Source organism: Streptomyces sp. NPDC001770 (assembly GCF_053596135.1).
The window spans coordinates 168,845-190,167 of record NZ_JBSFFN010000002.1; the positions used below are offsets into that span (position 1 = coordinate 168,845).

The 21,323-nt window shown below is 70.6% G+C and carries 16 protein-coding genes; 14 read left to right on the forward strand and 2 right to left on the reverse strand.

Going from position 1 to position 21,323, the window contains the following annotated elements; all coding sequences use genetic code 11:
- Positions 1–31 precede the first annotated feature (31 nt).
- From uvrB to ACWCSV_RS03100, 4 genes are all read left to right on the forward strand, one after another.
- Positions 32–2,173: an excinuclease ABC subunit UvrB gene (gene uvrB / locus ACWCSV_RS03085; RefSeq protein ID WP_451138093.1), complete on the forward strand. Its 2,142-nt coding sequence runs from the start codon at positions 32–34 to the stop codon at positions 2,171–2,173.
- A gap of 150 nt (positions 2,174–2,323) precedes the next feature.
- The gene (locus tag ACWCSV_RS03090) at positions 2,324–2,902 is read left to right on the forward strand and encodes a TerD family protein (protein WP_390964140.1); all 579 of its coding nucleotides are present in this window, start codon (positions 2,324–2,326) and stop codon (positions 2,900–2,902) included.
- A gap of 247 nt (positions 2,903–3,149) precedes the next feature.
- The gene (locus ACWCSV_RS03095) at positions 3,150–5,087 is read left to right on the forward strand and encodes a TerD family protein (protein WP_451138094.1); all 1,938 of its coding nucleotides are present in this window, start codon (positions 3,150–3,152) and stop codon (positions 5,085–5,087) included.
- A gap of 345 nt (positions 5,088–5,432) precedes the next feature.
- Entirely contained in the window at positions 5,433–6,473 is a 1,041-nt protein-coding gene (locus tag ACWCSV_RS03100; RefSeq protein WP_451138095.1) for a TerC family protein, read from the forward strand.
- Between the two features lie 94 nt (positions 6,474–6,567).
- Here ACWCSV_RS03100 and ACWCSV_RS03105 read toward each other — a convergent pair whose 3' ends face one another.
- Together ACWCSV_RS03105 and ACWCSV_RS03110 are read right to left on the reverse strand one after the other, a co-directional pair.
- Positions 6,568–7,224, reverse strand: coding sequence for an MBL fold metallo-hydrolase (locus tag ACWCSV_RS03105; protein WP_451138096.1), 657 nt, complete (start codon positions 7,222–7,224; stop codon positions 6,568–6,570).
- A 10-nt stretch (positions 7,225–7,234) separates the two neighbouring features.
- Complete coding sequence (locus ACWCSV_RS03110; RefSeq protein ID WP_451138097.1) at positions 7,235–7,924, reverse strand: maleylpyruvate isomerase family mycothiol-dependent enzyme; 690 nt, start codon at positions 7,922–7,924, stop codon at positions 7,235–7,237.
- A gap of 176 nt (positions 7,925–8,100) precedes the next feature.
- On the opposite strand from ACWCSV_RS03110, the gene uvrA reads away from it, so the two are divergent.
- The 10 genes from uvrA (at position 8,101) to secG (ending at position 21,217) form a co-directional block, all read left to right on the forward strand.
- On the forward strand, positions 8,101–11,139 hold the full coding sequence (gene uvrA / locus ACWCSV_RS03115) for an excinuclease ABC subunit UvrA (RefSeq protein ID WP_451138098.1): 3,039 nt from the start codon (positions 8,101–8,103) through the stop codon (positions 11,137–11,139).
- A 353-nt stretch (positions 11,140–11,492) separates the two neighbouring features.
- The gene (locus tag ACWCSV_RS03120; protein WP_451138099.1) at positions 11,493–11,921 is read left to right on the forward strand and encodes a Rieske (2Fe-2S) protein; all 429 of its coding nucleotides are present in this window, start codon (positions 11,493–11,495) and stop codon (positions 11,919–11,921) included.
- Positions 11,922–12,026: 105 nt separating this feature from the next.
- The gene (gene uvrC, locus ACWCSV_RS03125) at positions 12,027–14,279 is read left to right on the forward strand and encodes an excinuclease ABC subunit UvrC (RefSeq protein WP_451138100.1); all 2,253 of its coding nucleotides are present in this window, start codon (positions 12,027–12,029) and stop codon (positions 14,277–14,279) included.
- The gene (gene rapZ / locus ACWCSV_RS03130; RefSeq protein ID WP_451138101.1) at positions 14,276–15,253 is read left to right on the forward strand and encodes an RNase adapter RapZ; all 978 of its coding nucleotides are present in this window, start codon (positions 14,276–14,278) and stop codon (positions 15,251–15,253) included. The genes uvrC and rapZ overlap by 4 nt, the downstream gene beginning before the upstream one ends.
- Positions 15,250–16,284, forward strand: a complete 1,035-nt coding sequence (locus tag ACWCSV_RS03135; protein WP_451138102.1) for a gluconeogenesis factor YvcK family protein — start codon at positions 15,250–15,252, stop codon at positions 16,282–16,284. Before rapZ ends, ACWCSV_RS03135 begins: the two co-directional genes overlap by 4 nt.
- On the forward strand, positions 16,275–17,264 hold the full coding sequence (gene whiA / locus ACWCSV_RS03140) for a DNA-binding protein WhiA (protein ID WP_266703180.1): 990 nt from the start codon (positions 16,275–16,277) through the stop codon (positions 17,262–17,264). Before ACWCSV_RS03135 ends, whiA begins: the two co-directional genes overlap by 10 nt.
- A gap of 447 nt (positions 17,265–17,711) precedes the next feature.
- The gene (gene gap, locus ACWCSV_RS03145; RefSeq protein WP_327175134.1) at positions 17,712–18,722 is read left to right on the forward strand and encodes a type I glyceraldehyde-3-phosphate dehydrogenase; all 1,011 of its coding nucleotides are present in this window, start codon (positions 17,712–17,714) and stop codon (positions 18,720–18,722) included.
- A 111-nt stretch (positions 18,723–18,833) separates the two neighbouring features.
- Positions 18,834–20,045, forward strand: coding sequence for a phosphoglycerate kinase (locus tag ACWCSV_RS03150; protein WP_451138103.1), 1,212 nt, complete (start codon positions 18,834–18,836; stop codon positions 20,043–20,045).
- Between the two features lie 5 nt (positions 20,046–20,050).
- Positions 20,051–20,827, forward strand: coding sequence for a triose-phosphate isomerase (gene tpiA / locus ACWCSV_RS03155; RefSeq protein WP_451138104.1), 777 nt, complete (start codon positions 20,051–20,053; stop codon positions 20,825–20,827).
- 153 nt (positions 20,828–20,980) lie between these two features.
- Positions 20,981–21,217: a preprotein translocase subunit SecG gene (gene secG, locus ACWCSV_RS03160; RefSeq protein WP_327175131.1), complete on the forward strand. Its 237-nt coding sequence runs from the start codon at positions 20,981–20,983 to the stop codon at positions 21,215–21,217.
- Positions 21,218–21,323 lie beyond the last annotated feature (106 nt).

A 21,323-nucleotide genomic window follows, 5' to 3' on the forward strand; every position in this document is an offset into this window, starting at 1 on the left:
CGTTGTCAGTGGCGGGTCGTACGGTGGATGCATGCGGCCCGTTTCGAAGATCGAACGTTCGGTGGCACCTTTCGAGGTCGTCAGTCCCTACCAGCCCAGCGGTGACCAGCCGGCGGCCATCGCCGAGCTCGACAAGCGCATCAGGGCGGGTGAGAAGGATGTCGTCCTGCTCGGCGCGACCGGCACCGGTAAATCGGCGACAACCGCCTGGATGATCGAGAAGCTCCAGCGGCCGACCCTCGTCATGGCGCCCAACAAGACGCTGGCGGCCCAGCTGGCCAACGAGTTCCGCGAACTGCTGCCCAACAACGCCGTCGAGTACTTCGTCTCGTACTACGACTACTACCAGCCCGAGGCGTACGTCCCGCAGTCGGACACCTACATCGAGAAGGACTCCTCGATCAACGAGGAGGTCGAGCGGCTGCGCCACTCCGCGACGAACTCCCTGCTCACCCGGCGGGACGTCGTCGTCGTCGCCTCCGTCTCCTGCATCTACGGTCTCGGTACCCCGCAGGAGTACGTCGACCGCATGATCCAGCTCAAGGTCGGCGACGAGATCGACCGCGACCAGCTGCTCCGCCGGTTCGTCGAGATCCAGTACACCCGCAACGACCTCGCCTTCACCCGCGGCACCTTCCGGGTGCGCGGCGACACGATCGAGATCTTCCCGGTCTACGAGGAGCTCGCCGTCCGCATCGAGATGTTCGGCGACGAGATCGAGGCGCTCTCCACCCTCCACCCGCTCACCGGTGAGGTGATCAGCGAGGACACCTCGCTGCACATCTTCCCCGCCACCCACTACGTCGCCGGCCCCGAGCGCATGGAGAAGGCGATCACCGGCATCGAGCAGGAGCTGGAGGAGCGGCTGGCCACCATGGAGAAGCAGGGCAAGATGCTGGAGGCCCAGCGGCTCCGCATGCGCACCACGTACGACATCGAGATGCTCCGCCAGATCGGCACCTGCTCCGGCGTCGAGAACTACTCGATGCACTTCGACGGCCGGTCGCCCGGCACCGCCCCGAACACCCTCCTCGACTACTTCCCCGAGGACTTCCTGCTGGTGCTGGACGAGTCCCACGTCACGGTGCCGCAGATCGGCGCGATGTACGAGGGCGACGCCTCCCGCAAGCGGACCCTCGTCGACCACGGCTTCCGCCTGCCGTCCGCCCTGGACAACCGCCCCCTGAAGTGGGAGGAGTTCCAGGAGCGGATCGGCCAGACCGTCTACCTCTCCGCCACCCCCGGGAACTACGAGCTCTCGCGCGGCGACGGCTTCGTCGAGCAGATCATCCGCCCGACCGGGCTGGTCGACCCGGAGATCGTCGTCAAACCCACCGAGGGCCAGATCGACGACCTCGTGCACGAGATCCGCACCCGCACCGAACGCGACGAGCGGGTCCTCGTCACCACCCTCACCAAGAAGATGTCCGAGGACCTCACCGACTACTTCCTGGAACTCGGCATCCAGGTCCGGTACCTCCACAGCGACGTCGACACCCTGCGCCGCATCGAGCTGCTGCGCGAACTGCGCTCCGGCGAGTACGACGTCCTCGTCGGCATCAACCTCCTGCGGGAGGGCCTCGACCTGCCCGAGGTCTCGCTGGTCGCCATCCTCGACGCCGACAAACAGGGGTTCCTGCGCTCCGCGACCTCGCTCATCCAGACGATCGGACGCGCGGCGCGCAACGTCTCCGGCCAGGTCCACATGTACGCGGACAAGGTCACGCCCGCCATGGCGCAGGCCATCGACGAGACCAACCGGCGCCGCGAGAAGCAGATCGCGTACAACACCGAACGCGGCATCGACCCGCAGCCGCTGCGCAAGAAGATCAACGACATCGTCGCCTCCATCGCCCGCGAAGAGGTCGACACCGAGCAGCTCCTCGGCACCGGATACCGGCAGACCAAGGGCGCCAAGGCCCCGGTGCCGTCGCTCGGCGGCAAGGCGAGCAAGGCGGGGGAGGCCAAGGCGGACTCCGGGAAGGCCCGTGCCAGGGGTGCGGTGACCAGCGACCGGCCCGCCGAGGAGCTGTCCGGCATCATCGAGGAGATGACCGAGCGGATGCGGGCCGCCGCCGCCGACCTCCAGTTCGAGGTGGCCGCACGTCTGCGCGACGAGGTGGGTGAGCTGAAGAAGGAGCTGCGGCAGATGAAGGAAGCCGGGATCGCCTGAGATGCGGGGAGGTGTCCTCCCCGTGTTGCAAGAACGACACAGAACGCACCGGACCGGCTTCGGGCGGGGACGGAATGCGTAGGGTGCGGGGAAACCGCATACGGACGGTTGCGGAGCACGACGCGGAGCGACGCGGAGAGGGGACAGCGCGTGACGGTCAACATGACCAAGGGTCAGGCGATCAGCCTGCAGAAGCAGGACGGGGGAACCCTGACCGCGGTGCGGATGGGGCTCGGCTGGAAGGCGGCGGCGCGCCGCGGCTTCTTCGGATCGCGTACGCGGGAGATCGACCTGGACGCCTCGGCGGTCCTGTTCGCCGACAAGCAGCCGGTGGACGTGGTGTTCTTCCGCCACCTCGTGAGCGACGACGGCTCGGTCAAGCACACCGGTGACAATCTCGTCGGCGGCGCGGGATCGGGCGGTGACGACGAGGCGATCCTGGTGGACCTGGCGAGGGTGCCGGTCCACATCGACCAGATCGTCTTCACCGTGAACAGCTTCACCGGGCAGACGTTCCAGGAGGTGCAGAACGCCTTCTGCCGCATCGTCGACGAGACCAACGGCCAGGAACTGGCGCGCTACACGCTCGACGGCGGCGGTCAGTACACCGCCCAGATCATGGCCAAGGTGCACCGGGCCGGCGCCGGCTGGCAGATGACGGCCCTCGGCACTCCGGCCAACGGCCGCACGTTCCAGGACCTGATGCCCGCGATCCTGCCGCACCTCTGACGGCCACCCGCGACCCCGTCCGTACCACCGCGGTGTGCGGCGGGACGGGACCGGCGGGACCGGACAGAACCCACGGGCCCACGGGCCCGCCCAACTCCCGGAGGCTTCCGCCGCCGGGAGTTGCGCGTACCCGGGGCGCATTCCGCGGGGGCACGCGTACGCGCACACATCACGCAGGCTTACGCACGCACACGCTCACGCACGCACGCTCAGGCACCGACACGTCACGCAGCAAGGGGACAGGGCAATGACGGCCGAACTCGTCCGGGGGCAGAACCACCCGCTGCCTTCCACCCGCCTGGAGGTCCGGGTGACGGCGGGCTCGCCCGTCGTGGCCGGAGCCGCTCTCTCCGACGAGCGGGGCACCGTACGGGGCGCCGCCTGGGTCGCCCACCCGGGGGAGCCCCGGCTGCCCGGCGTCGAGGTACCACGGCGTGCCGCCTCCGAGCACCGGCTCGCTCTCGACCTCGACGCCCTGCCCGGGGAGGTGCACCGGGTCACCGTCCTCCTCGCGCTTCCCCGGACGCCCGGCACCCCCGCCGGGTTCGGCGCGGTCGCCGCCCCCTTTGTGGCCGTGAACGGGCCCGACGGCACCGGGATCGCCGACTTCACCCTCACCGGGCTCGCCACCGAAACAGCAGTCAGCGCCCTGGAGTTCTACCGTCGTGCCGGCGCCTGGAAGGTGCGCGCCGTGGGCCAGGGGTACGCCTCGGGGCTCGCGGGCATGCTCGCCGACCAGGGCCTGACCGGGGCGGAGGCACTGGCGGCCCTGATCCAGGAGGCTGCCGCGGGCCCCCTCGTTCCCGCCCAGGCCGGACCCGCCCTCCTACCCGCCACCCCGCCCGCCGGTGCGGAGCCGCAGGCCGGTGCCGGTGTGGGTACGGGTACGGACGCGGACGCGGCGGTGATCCCGCCCGGCGGCCGCATCGACTACGCGCACCCGCGCCGCCGGACCACCCCGGCCGCCGTACCCACCGCATCCGCGGCCACCCCGCGTTCCCCATCAGCCCCGCCCTCCGCGGCCACCCCCACCGCCGAGCCCTCCGGGCCCGCCGCACCGGTGGCCGGGGACGCCGCGGGGCACACCCTGGACGAGCGGCTCTACAACCAGGTCTGGGGCATGTTCGAGGACCTGGCCCGCAGCGTCGCCGCCTACCGCGGCGCCGTCGACTTCGCGGAGACGCGGCTGGAGGCCGAGCTCGACCGCGCCCTCTCCGACCCGCGCCACCGCGTCGGCGGGGCGGGCGACGCCGCACGCGAGGAGGCCAGGGCGAAACGCGACGAGCTGGTCGCCCGCGCCCGTGAGGTGCTCGACCGGGACCTCGCCCAGCTGGTGGCCGAGTCCGAGGTGGTGGAGCCCGCGCTCCCGGCCGCCTGCGCCGGATGGGACAGCCCCGTCTGGCACACCCGCCGGGCCCCGGCCGGACAGCCCTGGGCGCTAAGGCTCGGTGACGTCCATCTGCCCGAGCGCCCGGAGCTGCGCATTCCGCTGCTGGTCCGGCTCCCGCTGGAGCGGGGGCTGTGGATCGACGCGGGGCGGAGCGAATCGGGGGCCGATCTCCTGCTGGACGGCACGGAGCGCAAGCGCCTCGCGCTGGAGAGCGCCGTCGCCCACGCCGTACGGCTGCTCGCCGCGTACCCGGCGGGGGAGATGTCGCTCCAGGTCATCGACCCGGCGGGGACGGGTGCCGCCGCCCTCGGGCCGCTGATCCGGGCCGGGGTGCTCGCCGGGCCGCCGGTGCCGGGGGCCGCCGGGGCCGACGCCGTGCTCGATCACCTCACCCGACGCGTCGACCTGGTCCAGATGGCGGTGCGGGCGGGTGCCGCCGACGCACTGCCGCCCGATCTCGACCCCGCCGGACAGCTGCTCGTCGTCAACGACTTCCCCCACGGCTTCGACGACCGCGCGATCACCCGGCTGCGCTACCTCGCGGAGGAGGGCCCCTCCGTCGGGGTGCACCTGCTGCTGGTCGCGGACCAGGAGGAGGCGTCCGCGTACGGACCGGTCCTCGCGCCGTTCTGGCGGGGGCTCCTCAGGCTCACCCCGCTCGCCGGTGACCACCTCGCCGACCCCTGGGTGCGGCACGTGTGGACGTACGAACCCCCTCGGGTGCCACAGGGCAGCCGGATCCTGGAAGAGGTGCTGGCCGCGGTGTCCGAGGCGCGGCGGGCCGGGGACCGCTGAAGCGCGCGGCCCGGAGCATGCGGGTCGCAGGGCCACGGGGCGCGGAGGGGGCCGCGCCGACGCGCCGTAGGGCCGCAGGCGCCGGGAGGGGGCCGTGCTAACGCAGCAGGACCCGGCGGACCAGGGTCTTTTGATTCTTCTTTGCCATTCTCTTTACCTTTCCTTGGGTCTACCTGTACCGTTTCATGGACGGAGGGGAGTATTCCCACACGTGGCGTTCCCGTCAGTACGGACTGTGACCGGTCCCGGGGCGCCGGCCCGGCGCACATCCCGTGCGCCCGGGTGGAAGAGACCTCCGGCAGCGACGACGCTGATCAGTAGCCGTAGCGAACTGCCGGAGGCGCAGTGGACGTTTCATGGACCCTCTGGGTGCTGACCATTCTCGGTCTGGCCGCCCTCATCGCCGTCGACTTCTTTATCGGGCGCAAGCCCCATGACGTGTCGACCAAGGAAGCCGGGATCTGGACGGTCGTCTGGATCACGCTGGCGGCCCTCTTCGGCCTGGGCCTGCTGGTCTTCGGCAACAGCCAGTCCGCCGGCGAGTTCTTCGCCGGCTTCATCACCGAGAAATCGCTGAGCGTCGACAACCTCTTCGTCTTCGTCCTGATCATGGCGAAGTTCTCGGTGCCCTCCCAGCTCCAGCAGCGGGTGCTGCTGATCGGGGTGCTGATCGCACTCGTGCTCCGGACGGTCTTCATCGCCGCGGGCGCGGCCGTCATCGCCAACTTCTCCTGGGTCTTCTACATCTTCGGCGCGTTCCTGATCTACACGGCGTGGAAGCTGATCCAGGAGGCGCGGGCCGACGAGGAGGAGGAAGAGTTCGAGGAGAACCGGCTCCTCAAGTCCATCGAGCACCGCTTCGGCGTCGCCGACCGGTACCACGGCACCAAGCTCTTCATCCGGAACAACGGCAAGCGCGTCATGACCCCGCTGATGGTCGTCATGCTCGCGATCGGCACCACCGACGTGCTGTTCGCCCTCGACTCCATCCCCGCGATCTTCGGCCTGACCCAGGACCCGTACATCGTCTTCACGGCCAACGCGTTCGCGCTGATGGGCCTGCGCCAGCTGTACTTCCTCATCGGCGGCCTGCTGAAGAAGCTGGTCCACCTCAGCTACGGGCTCTCGGTGATCCTCGGCTTCATCGGCGTCAAGCTGGTGCTGCACGCGCTGCACGAATCGGGCCTGCACGTCCCGGAGATCTCGGTCCCGCTCTCGCTCTCCGTCATCTGCGGTGTCCTGGTGATCACCACCATCACCAGCCTGATCGCGGGCCGGAAGCAGGCGTCGGCGGAGGCCGGGGCCGCGGGGTCCGGTCCGGACGCGGGGCCGGAATCCGACCCCGTGTCCGAGTCCCGCAAGGGCAGCAGCAGCGTCGGCGGCTGATCTGCACGCCCCCGTCCCCGCCTCGCCTCCACGAAGACGGACGAGGGGCGCCCCGGTACCGGGGCGCCCCTCGTCCGTCGAGGGACCGGACCCGTCACCAGCCCCGGGCGCGCCACTCCGGGAGCTGTCCGCGCTCGTCGCCGAGCGTGGTGTCGTGGCCGTGGCCCGGGTAGACCCAGGTCTCGTCGGGCAGCTCGTCGAAGAGCTTGGTCTCCACGTCGTGGAGCAGCCGGGCGAAGGCCTCCGGGTCCTTGCGGGTGTTGCCGATGCCGCCGGGGAAGAGGCAGTCGCCGGTGAAGAGGTGCGGAGCCCCGTGCGGGTCGTCGTAGACCAGCGCGATGGAGCCCGGGGTGTGGCCGGCCAGGTGGCGGGCGGTCAGGGTGACCTCGCCCACGCGGATGGTGTCGCCGTCCTCCACGAGTACGGCGGTCGGGACCGGGATGCCCTCGGCGTCGTACCGGCCGGCGTACGTGACGGCGCCGGTGGCGGCCACCACCTCGGCCAGCGCCTGCCAGTGGTCACCGTGCTGGTGCGTGGTGACCACGGAGGCGATGCCGTCCTCACCGACGAGCCGCAGCAGGGTGTCCGCCTCGTTGGCGGCATCGATGAGGAGCTGCTCGCCGGTGGCCCGGCAGCGCAGCAGGTAGGCGTTGTTGTTCATCGGGCCGACCGCGACCTTGGAGATCATCAGGCTGGTCAGCTCGTGCACGTCCGCGGGTCCGCCGACCCGCACCGCTCCGCTGTAGGTCATGGGCGGCAGCCTATAGCGGCGGCAGTACGGGGAGCGGGCCGCCCTCCACGGTCAGTGCCGAACCGTCACGGCGGCCCGCGAGCCACCCCAGCACGTCCGCGGCCGGCCCGCTGACCACCACCGGCGGGCCGTCCGCGCCGCCGCCCGTGGTCCGGACACGGCCGTCCCCGGACCGGATGCCGGTGGAGACCACCCGCGGATGACGCACGAAGCGCTCGGCCAGGAAATCGGTCTCCCGGACCGTGAACTCCTCCGGCAGATCCTCCAGCTCGTACCCCGCGCCGAGGTCGACGTGGTGCAGCTCGATCTCGCCCCAGCGACGGAAGGGCAGCTCCGAGGCGGAGTCCGTCACCCCGTTGCGCAGCTGTACGGTGCGTGACCAGTCGGCGGGGACCGCGGCCTCGGCCAGGAACCGCTCGGTGCTCGCGCGCAGATCGGCCAGGTGCTCGGAGAGCGGCCGGGACGCTCCGGCCTCGATCTCGAGGTCCCGGATTTCGCCGCCCGCGTACATCGGGAGTCCGCGGAGAACATTTCGGAGCGCGTCGGCGTTACGTGACAGGTGGGCCAAGACATGGCCCCGGCTCCAACCGGGCAGTCGGGACGGTTCGGGGACGGTGGATTCGTCCCATGATTCCGCAGCTGCGAGCAGCCGTTCCGTGGCTCCGCGTACAGACGCCAGGTCGCGCACATGATCGCTCATGCGACCGAGCGTAGCCCCGCCACTCGTTCGGGTGAAGGAGGTTACGAGCGGCCAGAAATCGAATGTGCGTGCTATACGCTCGAAGTCGAAACCTTTCAACACCGCTGTTGCGCCCCCCATACCCTGGACAGGGGGCTCAGTTCCCCCCGTTTCTCTCAAGAAAGGTGCGGACCGGCGTGGCCGACCGTCTCATCGTCCGTGGCGCGCGCGAGCACAACCTGAAGAACGTCTCGCTCGACCTGCCCCGCGACTCCCTCATCGTCTTCACCGGGCTGTCCGGGTCGGGCAAGTCCTCCCTCGCGTTCGACACGATCTTCGCCGAGGGCCAGCGGCGCTACGTCGAGTCGCTCTCCTCGTACGCCCGGCAGTTCCTCGGCCAGATGGACAAGCCGGACGTCGACTTCATCGAAGGTCTCTCGCCCGCCGTCTCCATCGACCAGAAGTCGACCTCGCGCAACCCGCGCTCGACGGTCGGCACCATCACGGAGGTCTACGACTACCTCCGCCTGCTCTTCGCCCGCATCGGAAAGCCGCACTGCCCCGAATGCCGGCGGCCGATCTCCCGCCAGTCGCCGCAGGCCATCGTGGACAAGGTCCTCGGCCTGCCCGAGGGAAGCCGCTTCCAGGTGCTCTCCCCGCTGGTCCGTGAGCGCAAGGGCGAGTTCGTCGACCTCTTCGCCGACCTCCAGACCAAGGGATACAGCCGCGCCCGGGTCGACGGCACCACCATCCAGCTGTCCGAGCCCCCCACGCTGAAGAAGCAGGAGAAGCACACCATCGAGGTGGTCATCGACCGCCTCACGGTGAAGGACAGCGCCAAGCGCCGGCTCACCGACTCGGTGGAGACGGCCCTCGGCCTCTCCGGCGGCATGGTCGTGCTCGACTTCGTCGACCTCCCCGAGGACGACCCCGAGCGCGAGCGGATGTTCTCCGAGCACCTCTACTGCCCGTACGACGACCTCTCCTTCGAAGAGCTGGAGCCCCGTTCCTTCTCCTTCAACTCGCCCTTCGGCGCCTGCCCCGACTGCACCGGCATCGGCACCCGCATGGAGGTCGACGCGGAGCTCGTCGTCCCGGACGAGGAGAAGTCGCTGGACGAGGGGGCCATCCACCCCTGGTCGCACGGCCACACCAAGGAGTACTTCGGCCGCCTGATCGGCGCACTCGCCGAGGCCCTCGGCTTCCGCACGGACATCCCGTGGGCCGGCCTGCCGCAGCGCGCCAAGAAGGCGCTGCTCTACGGCCACAAGATCAAGACCGAGGTGCGCTACCGCAACCGGTACGGCCGCGAGCGCGCCTACACCACCCCCTCCTTCGAAGGTGCGGTCCAGTTCGTCAAGCGGCGCCACTCCGAGGCCGAGAGCGACTCCAGCCGGGAGCGCTTCGAGGGGTACATGCGCGAGGTGCCCTGCCCGACCTGTGAGGGCACCCGCCTCAAGCCGATCGTCCTCGCGGTCACGGTGATGGAGAAGTCCATCGCCGAGGTCGCCGCGATGTCGATCAGTGACTGCGCCGAGTTCCTCGGCCGGCTCAAGCTCAACGCCCGCGACAAGAAGATCGCCGAGCGGGTCCTCAAGGAGGTCAACGAGCGGCTGAGGTTCCTCGTCGACGTAGGCCTGGACTACCTCTCGCTGAACCGCGCGGCGGGCACCCTGTCCGGCGGCGAGGCCCAGCGCATCCGCCTCGCCACCCAGATCGGCTCCGGCCTGGTCGGCGTGCTGTACGTACTGGACGAGCCGTCCATCGGCCTGCACCAGCGCGACAACCACCGGCTGATCGAGACCCTGGTCAGGCTCCGCGACATGGGCAACACGCTCATCGTGGTGGAGCACGACGAGGACACGATCAAGGTCGCGGACTGGGTCGTGGACATCGGCCCCGGCGCCGGGGAGCACGGCGGCAAGGTGGTCCACTCCGGATCGCTGAAGGAGCTGCTGGCCAACAAGCAGTCGATCACCGGCCAGTACCTCTCGGGCAAGCGGGAGATCACCGTCCCCGACGTCCGCCGCCCCGTGGACCCGAGCCGCCGGCTCACCGTGCACGGCGCCCGGGAGAACAACCTCCAGGACATCGACGTCTCGTTCCCGCTGGGCGTTCTCACCGCCGTCACCGGGGTCTCCGGGTCCGGCAAGTCCACCCTGGTCAACGACATCCTCTACACCCACCTCGCCCGTGAGCTCAACGGCGCCAAGTCGGTCCCCGGCCGGCACACCCGGGTGGACGGGGACGACCTCGTGGACAAGGTGGTCCACGTCGACCAGTCGCCCATCGGCCGGACCCCCCGGTCCAACCCGGCGACCTACACCGGAGTCTTCGACCACGTCCGCAAGCTCTTCGCGGAGACGATGGAGGCGAAGGTGCGCGGCTATCTGCCGGGCCGCTTCTCCTTCAACGTGAAGGGCGGGCGCTGCGAGAACTGCTCGGGCGACGGCACCATCAAGATCGAGATGAACTTCCTGCCCGACGTGTACGTGCCGTGCGAGGTCTGCCACGGCGCCCGGTACAACCGGGAGACCCTGGAGGTCCACTACAAGGGCAAGTCCATCGCCGAGGTGCTGGACATGCCGATCGAGGAGGGCCTGGAGTTCTTCGAGGCCGTCCCGACCATCGCGAGGCACCTGCGCACCCTCAACGAGGTCGGCCTCGGATACGTCCGGCTCGGGCAGTCCGCGCCGACGCTCTCCGGCGGTGAGGCGCAGCGTGTGAAGCTGGCGAGCGAGCTCCAGAAGCGCTCCACCGGCCGCACGGTCTACGTCCTGGACGAGCCGACCACCGGTCTGCACTTCGAGGACATCAGCAAGCTGATCAAGGTCCTCTCCGGGCTGGTCGACAAGGGCAACTCCGTCGTCGTCATCGAGCACAACCTCGATGTGATCAAGACGGCGGACTGGGTCATCGACATGGGCCCCGAGGGTGGCAACGGCGGCGGTCTGGTGGTCGCCGAAGGCACCCCGGAGGAGGTGGCGGCCGTGCCCGCCAGCCACACCGGGAAGTTCCTCCAGGACGTCCTGGACACCGACCGGATCAACGAGGCGGCCGTGCCCACCGGGCGCAAGCCCGTGCGCAGGACGGCGGCCAAGAAGGCCGCCGCCAAGAAGACGGTCGCCGCCAAGGCCGCCCCCGCCCGGCGGACGGCCACGGCCGCCGTCACGGCGAAGCAGCCGGCCGCGAAGAAGCCCGCGGCCAAGAAGGCGACCCGGGCGCGCAAGGCCTGACGCCCCCGGTGCGGCCCGCCGGGGCGCCCCTTCCCACCCGGGAGGAGGCGCTCCGGCGGGCCTTGCCGCGTCCTGCCCGTGCCGCGTCCTGCCCGTGCCGGGCATGCCGTACGGCTGGCCTGGCGGCGCATGCCCGTACGCCCGTGACGGCGGGCCCGTCGGCCCGTGATCGGAACCCGTGCCCCGGACCCGGGCGCCGGGGCGCCGATCTCCGCCGGTATCGTCGGTTCTGTCGTCGTGCGCCCCGGCCGAGCGCCCTGTCGCCCCACCGGCCCACGACGCCCCTACCGCCGTGCGCACCCCGTGTGCGCCTCCCTTTACGCCCCGTACCACCGACACCCGTGGAGACCGCGATGTCCGGCTCGCCCGCCACCCGCCGCACCGTGCTGAAGGGCGCCGCGCTCGCCGGTGCCGCCGGGCTGGGAGCGGCCGCCTGCTCCACCGAGTCCAAGCTCGGCCACGCCCAGACCCCGACCCCGACCGCGCCGGTGGACCTCGGCGCGGCGGACGCGGTCCCGGTCGGCGGGTCGAAGCTCTACCGGGAGCAGCGCCTCCTGGTGACCTGCCCGGCGAAGGGGCAGTACAAGGCCTTCAGTGCCCAGTGCACCCACGCCGGCTGCGTACTGGCCAAGATCGAGAAGAACGAGGGGCACTGCCCCTGCCACGGCAGCATCTTCGACACCACGACCGGCGAGGTCATCCAGGGCCCGGCCACTGTGCCGCTGCCCGCCGTCCCGGTCAGCGCGGAGGGCGGCCGGCTCGTCGCCGGGCCCGGCGCCTGACCCTGGGAGGTACTGGGCGGCAGTCGCCCGACCGATGCCCAGGGGCGGACGGCACAGTGCGGACGGCACCCCTGGGTGTCACCGGCCGGAAGTAGGGTGTGAGACATGGCAGACCCCTCCAGCTACCGCCCCAAGCCGGGACAGATCCCCGACTCCCCGGGGGTCTACAAGTTCCGCGACGAGCACCGCCGGGTGATCTACGTCGGCAAGGCGAAGAACCTCCGCCAGCGCCTCGCCAACTACTTCCAGGACCTGGCCGGCCTCCACCCGCGCACGCGCACCATGGTGACCACGGCCGCCTCGGTGGAGTGGACGGTCGTCTCCACCGAGGTCGAGGCGTTGCAGCTGGAGTACTCCTGGATCAAGGAGTACGACCCCCGGTTCAACGTCAAGTACCGCGACGACAAGAGCTACCCGTACCTCGCGGTCACCCTCAACGAGGAGTTCCCCCGGGTCCAGGTCATGCGCGGCGCCAAGAAGAAGGGCGTGCGCTACTTCGGCCCGTACGGCCACGCCTGGGCGATCCGCGAGACCGTCGACCTGATGCTCCGCGTCTTCCCCGTACGCACCTGCTCCGCCGGGGTCTTCAAGAACGCCGCCCGCACCGGCCGCCCGTGCCTGCTCGGCTACATCGGCAAGTGCTCGGCGCCCTGCGTCGGCCGCGTCAGCCCCCAGGAGCACCGCGAACTCGCCGAGGAATTCTGCGACTTCATGGCCGGACGCACCGGCGCGTACATGCGCCGCCTGGAGAAGGAGATGATGCTCGCGGCGGAGGACATGGAGTACGAGCGCGCCGCCCGCCTCCGGGACGACATCGGGGCGCTCCGGCGGGCCATGGAGAAGAGCGCGGTCGTGCTCGCCGACGCCACCGACGCGGACCTCATCGCCGTCGCCGAGGACGAACTGGAGGCGGCCGTCCAGATCTTCCACGTGCGCGGCGGCCGGGTGCGCGGCCAGCGCGGCTGGGTCACCGACAAGGTCGAGGCCGTCGACACCTCCGGCCTCGTCGAGCACGCCCTCCAGCAGCTGTACGGGGAGGAGACCGGCGACTCCGTACCCAAGGAGGTCCTCGTACCGGCCCTGCCCGAGGACCCCGACGCGGTCTCCGAGTGGCTCGCCCACCGCCGGGGCTCCCAGGTCAGCCTGCGCATCCCGCAGCGCGGCGACAAGAAGGACCTGATGGCCACGGTCCAGCGCAACGCCCAGCAGGCCCTCGGGCTGCACAAGACCAAGCGCGCCTCCGACCTGACCACCCGCTCCCGGGCCCTGGAGGAGATCGCCGAGGCGCTCGGCCTCGACACCGCCCCGCTGCGCATCGAGTGCTACGACATCTCCCACCTCCAGGGCGACGACGTCGTCGCGTCCATGGTCGTCTTCGAGGACGGGCTCGCCCGCAAGAGCGAGTACCGCCGCTTCCAGATCAAGGGGTTCGAGGGCCAGGACGACGTCCGGTCGATGCACGAGGTGATCGGCCGCCGGTTCCGCCGCTACCTCCAGGAGAAGGAGCGCCTGGGGGAGTGGGAGGAGACGCCCGGAGCGGAGACGCCCGGAGCGGACACCTCCGGAGCGGACGCCGCAGCACCGGGCATCCCCGGAACCGGCGCCCCCGGCGGCACCGCCCAGCGCGGGACCACGGAGCCCCGCGAGGCCACCGCCCAGCGCGGGACCACAGAGCCTGCCGAGACCACAGAGCCTGCCGAGACCACAGAGCCTGCCGAGACCACGGAGCCTGCCGAGACCACGGAGCCCCCCGAGACCACGGAGCCCCGCGAGGACACCGCCGCCCACGGGGACACCGAGCCGCGTGAAGACACCGAGCCGCGTGAGGACGACGGCCGCCCCAAGCGGTTCGCCTACCCGCCGCAGCTCGTCGTGGTCGACGGCGGGCAGCCCCAGGTGGCCGCCGCCAAGCGGGCCCTGGACGAGCTGGGCATCGACGACATCGCCGTCTGCGGCCTCGCCAAGCGCCTCGAAGAGGTCTGGCTGCCCGACGACGACGATCCCGTGGTGCTGCCCCGCTCCAGCGAGGGCCTCTACCTCCTCCAGCGCGTGCGTGACGAGGCCCACCGCTTCGCCATCACCTACCAGCGGGCCAAGCGGGCCAAGCGGGTCCGCAGCAGCCCGCTGGACGGGGTCGCCGGTCTCGGCGAGAGCCGGAAACTCGCGCTGCTCAAGCATTTCGGCTCCGTCAAGAAGCTGCGGCAGGCGACAATCGACGAGATCTGCGAGGTCCAGGGGATAGGCCGCAGGACAGCGGAGTCGGTGGCCGCGGCCCTCGCCACGGCCGCCCCGGCCGCGCCCGCCGTGAACACGGCCACAGGAGAGATCATTGACGAGAACGACGGGGGCACGCCATGACCGACCATGACCACCGCCACGCGGAACCCACCCGACCGGACCCGGACCGAACAGACGGAGCAGCACACGTGAGCACGGGCACCACCAACGACACGGGCGACGTCGTCGCGGCGGCCATCCCCGAACTGGTGATCATCTCCGGAATGTCCGGCGCCGGCCGGTCCACCGCCGCGAAGTGCCTGGAGGACCTCGGCTGGTTCGTCGTCGACAACCTCCCGCCCGCGCTGATCCCGACCATGGTCGAACTCGGCGCGCGCTCCCAGGGCAACGTGGCCCGGATCGCCGTCGTCGTGGACGTACGCGGGCGCCGCTTCTTCGACAACCTCCGCGAGTCCCTGGCGGACCTGGACACCAAGCACGTCACCCGCCGGATCGTCTTCCTGGAGTCCTCGGACGACACCCTGGTCCGCCGTTTCGAGTCGGTCCGCCGCCCCCACCCCCTCCAGGGCGACGGCCGCATCGTCGACGGCATCGCGGCCGAGCGCGACCTGCTGCGCGAACTGCGCGGCGACGCCGACCTGGTCATCGACACCTCCAGCCTCAACGTCCACGAGCTGCGCGCCAAGATGGACGCCCAGTTCGCCGGCGACCAGGAGCCGGAGCTGCGTGCCACGGTGATGTCGTTCGGCTACAAGTACGGCCTGCCGGTCGACGCCGACCTCGTGGTGGACTGCCGGTTCCTGCCGAACCCGCACTGGGTCCCGGAGCTGCGCCCCTTCACCGGCCTGAACGAGGAGGTGTCCGCGTACGTCTTCGACCAGCCGGGCGCCAAGGAGTTCCTCAACCAGTACACCGAGCTGCTCCAGCTCATCGCCGCCGGCTACCGCCGCGAGGGCAAGCGCTACGTGACCATCGCGGTCGGCTGCACGGGCGGCAAGCACCGCTCCGTCGCGATGTCGGAGAAGCTCTCCGCCCGCCTCGCCGCCGAAGGCATCGAGACCGTCCTCGTCCACCGGGACATGGGGCGCGAGTGACCAGCGTCAACCTGCGGCTGCGGAGGCTGAGCCGAGCGGGCTCGCTCCGCTCCGGGCGCAGACGCGGCGGTCCGCCCAAGGTCGTCGCCCTCGGCGGCGGCCACGGGCTCTCCGCCTCGCTGACCGCGCTGCGCCGGATCACCGGCGATCTGACGGCCGTCGTCACCGTCGCCGACGACGGCGGGTCCAGCGGCCGGCTCCGCGACGAGTTCGGGGTGCTGCCGCCCGGCGACCTCCGCAAGGCCCTCGCGGCGCTCTGCGGGGACGACGACTGGGGGCGGACCTGGGCCAGGGTCACCCAGCACCGCTTCGAGTCCCGCGGCGACCTGCACGGGCACGCGGTCGGCAATCTGCTGATCGTGGCGCTCTGGGAACAGCTCGGCGACCACGTCCAGGCCCTCGACCTGGTCGGCACGCTGCTCGGCGCGCACGGCCGGGTGCTGCCCATGTCCGCCGTACCGCTGGAACTCCAGGCGCAGGTCAGGGGCCACGAACCGGACCGCCCCGACGCGATCGTGACCGTACGCGGCCAGGCGACGGTGGCGCTCACCCCGGGCGAGGTGCAGTCCGTGCAGGTGGTCCCGCACGCCCCGCCCGCCGTCCCGGAGGCGGTCGAGGCCGTCCTGGACGCGGACTGGGTGGTGCTCGGACCCGGCTCCTGGTTCTCCTCGGTCATCCCCCACCTGCTGGTCCCGGATCTGCTCGACGCGCTGGTCGCGACGAAGGCACGCAAGGTGCTCTCGCTGAACCTCGCGCCGCAACCCGGTGAAACAGATGGCTTCTCCCCGCAGCGTCATTTGGAGGTTTTGGGGCGACACGCCCCTAAACTCGCCTTGGACGTGGTGCTGGCCGACGAGGCCGCCGTGCCTGACCGCGAGTCCCTCGCCGATGCCGCGAAGCGGCTGGGTGCCGCAGTGGAGCTGGCGCCCGTGGCCTCGCCGGACGGCGTTCCGATTCATGATCCGGAGCTGCTGGCCGCCGCGTACGACCGTATTTTTCGGATGCATGGAAGGATCGGCCCATGGCGATGACGCCAGCGGTGAAGGACGAAATCTCTCGGCTTCCCGTCACCCGGACCTGCTGCAGGAAGGCGGAGGTCTCCGCGATCCTCCGCTTCGCGGGCGGGCTCCACCTGGTGAGCGGCCGGATCGTGATCGAGGCGGAGCTGGACACCGCGATGGCGGCCCGCCGGCTCAAGCGCGACATCCTGGAGATCTTCGGGCACGCCTCGGAGCTGATCGTGATGGCCCCCGGCGGGCTGCGGCGCGGCTCCCGGTACGTCGTACGCGTCGTGGCCGGCGGCGACCAGCTGGCCCGCCAGACCGGTCTCGTGGACGGCCGGGGCCGTCCCATCCGCGGGCTGCCCCCGCAGGTGGTCTCGGGGGCCACCTGCGACGCCGAGGCGGCCTGGCGCGGGGCCTTCCTGGCGCACGGCTCGCTCACCGAGCCGGGCAGGTCCTCCTCGCTGGAGGTCACCTGCCCCGGCCCCGAGGCGGCGCTCGCGCTGGTCGGTGCCGCGCGCCGGCTCTCCATCGCCGCCAAGGCCCGCGAGGTCCGCGGGGTCGACCGTGTGGTGGTCCGCGACGGCGACGCGATCGGCGCCCTGCTGACCCGGCTCGGCGCCCACGAGTCCGTGCTGGCCTGGGAGGAGCGCCGGATGCGGCGCGAGGTCCGGGCGACCGCCAACCGGCTCGCCAACTTCGACGACGCCAACCTCCGCCGCTCCGCCCGCGCCGCCGTGGCCGCCGGTGCCCGCGTGGGCCGCGCCCTGGAGATCCTGGGCGAGGAGGTCCCCGAGCACCTCGCCGCCGCCGGACGGCTGCGCATGGAGCACAAGCAGGCGTCGCTGGAGGAGCTGGGCGCGCTCGCCGATCCGCCGCTGACCAAGGACGCCGTCGCCGGGCGCATCCGCCGGCTGCTGGCGATGGCCGACAAGCGGGCCCAGGACCTCGGCATCCCGGGTACCGAGTCCACTCTCAGCGAGGAGATGGCGGACGGCCTGGTCGGCTGAGACCGGCACGGCCGGACCCCTTTCGTATACGGCCGCCGCCGGCGCTCCCTCCACGGAGACGCCGGCGGCGGCTTTTCCGCTGTCCGGAGAAGACGCCGGCCGGGGGTGGGCACGGAGCGCCGGGCGGGATGCCCGGCGCGGGCCGGGGGTACCCGGCGGGGTTCGGCTGGGGCCCGTCATGCCCTGATCGTCCGCGTGTGTACGGGCGTTGGGCACATTTCCATCGGCGCCGGACAGAATCCGGTTTGTGGCACGAAGGCCGACCGGGGAACGCCCGGCGAGGCGGAGCGCCCTGTTCCTACTGGTCAGTAGGGCTTATCGGGGCGCGCAGGAGGGCTCTCGATGTCACCCGCGGGCCACATGAGAGGTAGGGTCGGAGGCGGTCGGGGACATCCCATACAACTCGCCGGCGTCGAAACCCGGCGTACCTAACGAGGAGATCGGTTCGTGACGATCCGCGTAGGCATCAACGGCTTTGGCCGCATCGGTCGTAACTACTTCCGCGCGCTGCTGGAGCAGGGTGCGGACATCGAGATCGTGGCTGTCAACGACCTGGGTGACACTGCGACCACGGCTCACCTGCTGAAGTACGACACCATTCTGGGTCGTCTCAAGGCCGAGGTCAGCCACACCGCCGACACCATCACCGTCGACGGTCACACCATCAAGGTGCTCTCCGAGCGCAACCCGGCCGACATCCCCTGGGGTGAGCTGGGCGTCGACATCGTCATCGAGTCGACCGGCATCTTCACCAAGAAGGCCGACGCCGAGAAGCACATCGCCGGTGGCGCCAAGAAGGTCCTCATCTCGGCTCCGGCCAAGGACGAGGACATCACCATCGTGATGGGCGTCAACCAGGACAAGTACGACGCGGCCAACCACCACGTCATCTCCAACGCCTCCTGCACCACCAACTGTGTGGCGCCGATGGCCAAGGTTCTCGACGAGAACTTCGGCATCGTCAAGGGCCTGATGACGACGGTCCACGCGTACACGAACGACCAGCGCATCCTGGACTTCCCGCACTCGGACCTGCGCCGCGCCCGCGCCGCCGCCGAGAACATCATCCCGACCACGACGGGTGCCGCCAAGGCCACCGCCCTGGTTCTGCCCCAGCTCAAGGGCAAGCTCGACGGCATCGCGATGCGCGTCCCGGTCCCGACCGGTTCCGCCACCGACCTGGTCGTCGAGCTGCAGCGCGAGGTCACCAAGGACGAGGTCAACGCCGCGTTCAAGAAGGCCGCCGACGACGGCGACCTGAAGGGCTACCTGGCGTACACCGAGGACCCGATCGTCTCCTCGGACATCGTCAGCGACCCGGCGTCCTGCACCTTCGACTCCTCCCTGACGATGGTTCAGGAAGGCAAGACGGTGAAGATCCTCGGCTGGTACGACAACGAGTGGGGCTACTCCAACCGCCTCGTCGACCTGACCGTCTTCGTCGGCGGCCAGCTCTGATCCTCGGATCGGCAGGCATCTCGATGTAGTGAGGGGCTCGGACGGCGCGACGCAGCGCCGTCCGGGCCTTCTCGCGTGCTCATCCGTCCTTTCCAAGGAGTCCTGGAACAGATGAAGACGATCGACGAACTTCTCGCCGAAGGGGTCGCCGGCAAGCGGGTATTCGTCCGCGCCGACCTCAACGTGCCGCTCGACGGCACCACCATCACCGACGACGGCCGCATCCGCGCCGTCCAGCCGACCGTCGCCAAGCTGGCCGAGGCCGGCGCGCGGGTCATCGTCGCCTCGCACCTCGGCCGCCCGAAGGGCGCCCCGGACCCGGCGTTCTCGCTGGCTCCCGCCGCCGCCCGGCTCGGTGAACTGCTCGGCACCGAGGTCGCGTTCGCCACCGACACCGTGGGCGAGTCCGCCACGGCCACGGTCGCCGCCCTCACCGACGGCCAGGTCGCCGTCATCGAGAACCTCCGCTTCAACGCCGGTGAGACGTCCAAGGACGACGCCGAGCGCGGTGCCTTCGCCGACCAGCTCGCCACCCTCGCCGACGTGTACGTGGGCGACGGCTTCGGCGCGGTGCACCGCAAGCACGCCTCGGTCTTCGACCTCCCGGCCCGGCTGCCGCACTTCGCCGGCTTCCTCATCGCCACCGAGGTCGGCGTCCTGAAGAAGCTCACCAGCGACGTCAAGCGGCCCTACGCCGTGGTCCTCGGCGGTGCCAAGGTCTCCGACAAGCTCGGCGTCATCGACCACCTGCTGGAGAAGGCCGACCGCATCCTGATCGGTGGCGGCATGGCGTACACCTTCCTCAAGGCGCAGGGCCACGAGGTCGGCATCTCGCTGCTCCAGGAGGACCAGGTCCCCCAGGTGCAGGAGTACCTCAAGCGCGCCGACGAGCGCGGCGTGGAGTTCGTGCTCCCCGTCGACGTCCTCGTCTCGTCCGAATTCCCGGACCTCAAGACGAAGGCCCCGGCCAACCCCACCGTCGTCGCCTCCGATGCCATCCCGGCGGACCAGGAGGGCCTGGACATCGGCCCCAAGACGCGTGAGCTGTACGCGGCGAAGCTCGCCGACGCGGCCACCGTCTTCTGGAACGGCCCGATGGGCGTCTTCGAGCACCCCGACTACGCCGAGGGCACCCGCGCGGTCGCCCAGGCGCTCGTCGACTCCCCGGCCTTCAGCGTCGTCGGGGGTGGCGACTCCGCCGCCGCCGTCCGCATCCTGGGCTTCGACGAGAACGCCTTCGGCCACATCTCGACCGGCGGCGGCGCCAGCCTCGAATACCTCGAGGGCAAGACGCTCCCCGGCCTCGCCGCATTGGAGAACTGAGCCAGATGAGCACCCGTACCCCGCTGATGGCGGGCAACTGGAAGATGAACCTCAACCACCTCGAGGCCATCGCCCACGTCCAGAAGCTCGCCTTCGCGCTGGCCGACAAGGACTACGACGCGGTCGAGGTCGCCGTCCTGCCGCCCTTCACCGACCTGCGCTCCGTGCAGACCCTGGTGGACGGCGACAAGCTGAAGATCAAGTACGGCGCCCAGGACATCTCGGCGCAGGACTCCGGTGCGTACACCGGCGAGATCTCCGGCTCCATGCTCGCCAAGCTGAAGTGCGCGTACGTGGCCGTCGGCCACAGCGAGCGCCGCCAGTACCACGGCGAGAACGACGAGATCTGCAACGCCAAGGTGAAGGCCGCCTTCAAGCACGGGCTGACCCCGATCCTCTGCGTCGGCGAGGGCCTGGACATCCGCAAGGCCGGTGACCAGGTCTCCTACACCCTCGCGCAGCTCGACGGCGCCCTCGATGGCGTCCCGGCCGAGCAGGCCGAGTCGATCGTGATCGCGTACGAGCCGGTCTGGGCCATCGGGACCGGCGAGGTCGCCACCCCCGAGGACGCCCAGGAGGTGTGCGGAGCCATCCGTCGCCGGCTCGCCGAGCTGTACTCGCAGGAGCTGGCCGACGCGGTCCGCATCCAGTACGGCGGCTCCGTGAAGTCCGGCAACGTCGCCGCGATCATGGCGCAGCCCGACGTCGACGGCGCCCTCGTCGGCGGTGCCGCGCTGGACGCCGACGAGTTCGTCAAGATCGTCCGCTTCCGCGACCAGTGAGTATGCGCTAGCGCCGATCCGTCGTACCCTTGCGGGGGCCGGGGTGGGTTCCACCCTCGGCCCCCGTTGTGCTTCATACATTGCGTAGAAGTAGTTTTCAGAAGCATTTTTCTCAGAAGCAGTCCAGGAATTTCCGGAAAGTAGGGACCAGCCGTGATTTTGGCGTTCGAGATCGCCCTGATCGTCTTCAGCCTGCTGCTGATGCTGCTGGTGCTGATGCACAAGGGCAAGGGCGGCGGCCTCTCCGACATGTTCGGTGGCGGCATGCAGTCCTCGGTCGGCGGTTCCTCGGTGGCCGAGCGCAACCTCGACCGCATCACCGTGGTCGTCGGCCTCTGCTGGTTCGCGAGCATTGTGGCCCTCGGCCTGCTCATCAAGCTGGACGGCTGACGCATCGTCCGCGATTGCCGGTGACCGTGTAACTCCAATCACTGGACGCGCGTTGGGCCTTACGTAGACTGGGGCATCTTCGAGCAGCATCACGCAGGGAGTTACG